Origin of the sequence: Paracidovorax oryzae ATCC 19882, assembly GCF_000687165.1 — a bacterium.
GTDB lineage: Bacteria > Pseudomonadota > Gammaproteobacteria > Burkholderiales > Burkholderiaceae_C > Paracidovorax > Paracidovorax oryzae.
Window position 1 is genome coordinate 1 of sequence record NZ_JMKU01000067.1, and the last position, 1926, is coordinate 1926.

Genomic DNA, 1926 nt, shown 5'->3' on the forward strand with positions numbered 1-1926 from the left:
TAGCCCGAGGCCGGGTTGGCGATGCTGCTGTTGACCTCGGTCTTCTCGTTGAACCCGCCCTGGCTCACGAACACCGCCGTGCCGTTGGCGTCGTTCACGAACGTGCGGTCGTAGCGTGCGTCGTTGCTCGTGGCCTGCGTTGCCTGGTTCGTCAGTGCTGCCGCCAGGCTCCCGTCCGGGGCCTGCGCCGCGCTGCCCGTCGCCTTGGGCTGGCGGATGCCCACCACGAAGCCGTTGGCGTCGCGCTGCGTGATCGTGCCCACCACGTCGCCGCCGCGGCGCGTGAGGGCCGCGCTCTGCTGCCAGCTGCCGTTGAGGTAGGTCGTGGTGGGGACCTGGCCATCGGCATCGTGGCACGCCACGTCCGAGCACTGTGACACCGCCTGGCTGTCACCGCTCCTGGATCAGAGCTATCTTATGTTGAACCTCCGAGAAAGCTTGGGCGGCTCACACGATACTTAGGTTGCGCCCGAGAGGCGGGATGTTGGATCGCCCGCTCCGTCTCTGCTGGGCTGCACGTGTATCGCGAAGCCCTTTGTGCAAATTCCTGAGGTTCAAACGTTGCACCTGAGGTTGGTCTGTACAGACCTTTCCTGGGAGATAAAGATCATTTAAATACCTCGAATTCTCTCGACAATGCACCCGGGAGTATCACAGCGAATTTCCACGCTGTGTGCATTCTCTATAAAAATGAAGTGCCCGGATCCGCAGTGCAAGCAGGTCAAGTCAGTATGCCCAAACGTCTTATACTCACCATACGCTTCATGCGCTCGGTCGTATTCTACACTGGTAAATTTTCTTTGCTTTTCTTCAGAAACCATAAATCATCTGCCTAATGTAAGGATTCATTTTAACAGGTTGCCCAGCATCAGAGGCTCTTTGCCAAGCATCAATGACCAAGTTTCGCTGCTCTTCGAATGTTAAACCTGGAACATTTTTCGATGCCCAATAGCTAGCACGAAACTCATCATTCCACGCACCGATCCCGACACTGGTGTCAGGATGTGCCATGTGACCAATTTCATGCGCCAATGTTTCACGCACCGAAAGAGTTGCGGTAGGATGGAGACTATCAGAAGTCGTTGGAAATACATCTCCATTAATAAACACTCGACCTGATTCCTGACCATAGCCAGTGGCCATGCCACGACGATTGAAGGCAAGCACGCTTGGGTCCCCGCCGAGTGATGCCCATTCATTCTTAACTTGGTCAATCTCGTCCACCGTCAAAAATCGAGTCCGCTCTCCACGAGCGGGGCTACCAATACCTCGCACCTCTCCAACATCGATCGCAGCCGCGCCAATATTATTTGAGCTTATCTTGCTTTGCGCTACGTCCTCTGCTGTCAGCAAGGCAGAGCGAGCAGTGCTACCCACCATAATGCCACCACGCACAACCCCTGCAACCCCAGTACCGACAGCAATCGCATTTAGCGCGGACTGTCCAAATAAAACTTTGGCACCTAAACTATCGCCTTTGGTATTCAAAGCGTTGACCTGATCGAGGTTCAACGGATCCATTCCTTGCCAATTGCCAGTCATTCCCCTGAGCGCCATCACGGACGCTTTCTGGGGCAACGCCACCAACGATTGCACCAAAGCATTATTACGTGCGACTGCATCCCGGGCCGAAGTGTTCTTTCCCGCCAGCACGTTTCCTGTCAGCAAATTCAACGAAGACCATATCTGGTCAGATGCAAACTGCGCAGCCCCGTGTATCACGCTGGCTGGCAGCAGAAGGCTAGCGCCTATGGTGGCCCCTACTTCATCCCCAATCGGTCCGACAATTCTCTTAGCTTTGATAACAATCTCTTCCAAAGCCTTTTCCTGCCCCTCAGTCCAAGCAGAATTTGGAGCACTTGAGTCACTTTGAATTACAATCCTACCTCCAGCGGGTATCAAATCCGAAGCGTCAGCGACTTTTAT

The 1926-nt window shown here is 54.5% G+C and carries 2 protein-coding genes; both read right to left on the reverse strand.

Annotated elements, in window-relative coordinates; genetic code table 11:
- Window positions 1–380 (reverse strand): hypothetical protein (locus T336_RS25605; RefSeq protein WP_035227044.1); only part of this gene is annotated, 380 nt, incomplete at its 3' end.
- Window positions 381–810: 430 nt separating this feature from the next.
- Window positions 811–1926, reverse strand: a 1116-nt coding sequence (locus tag T336_RS26960; RefSeq protein WP_209436000.1) for a hypothetical protein, incomplete at its 5' end; no start/stop codon positions are given.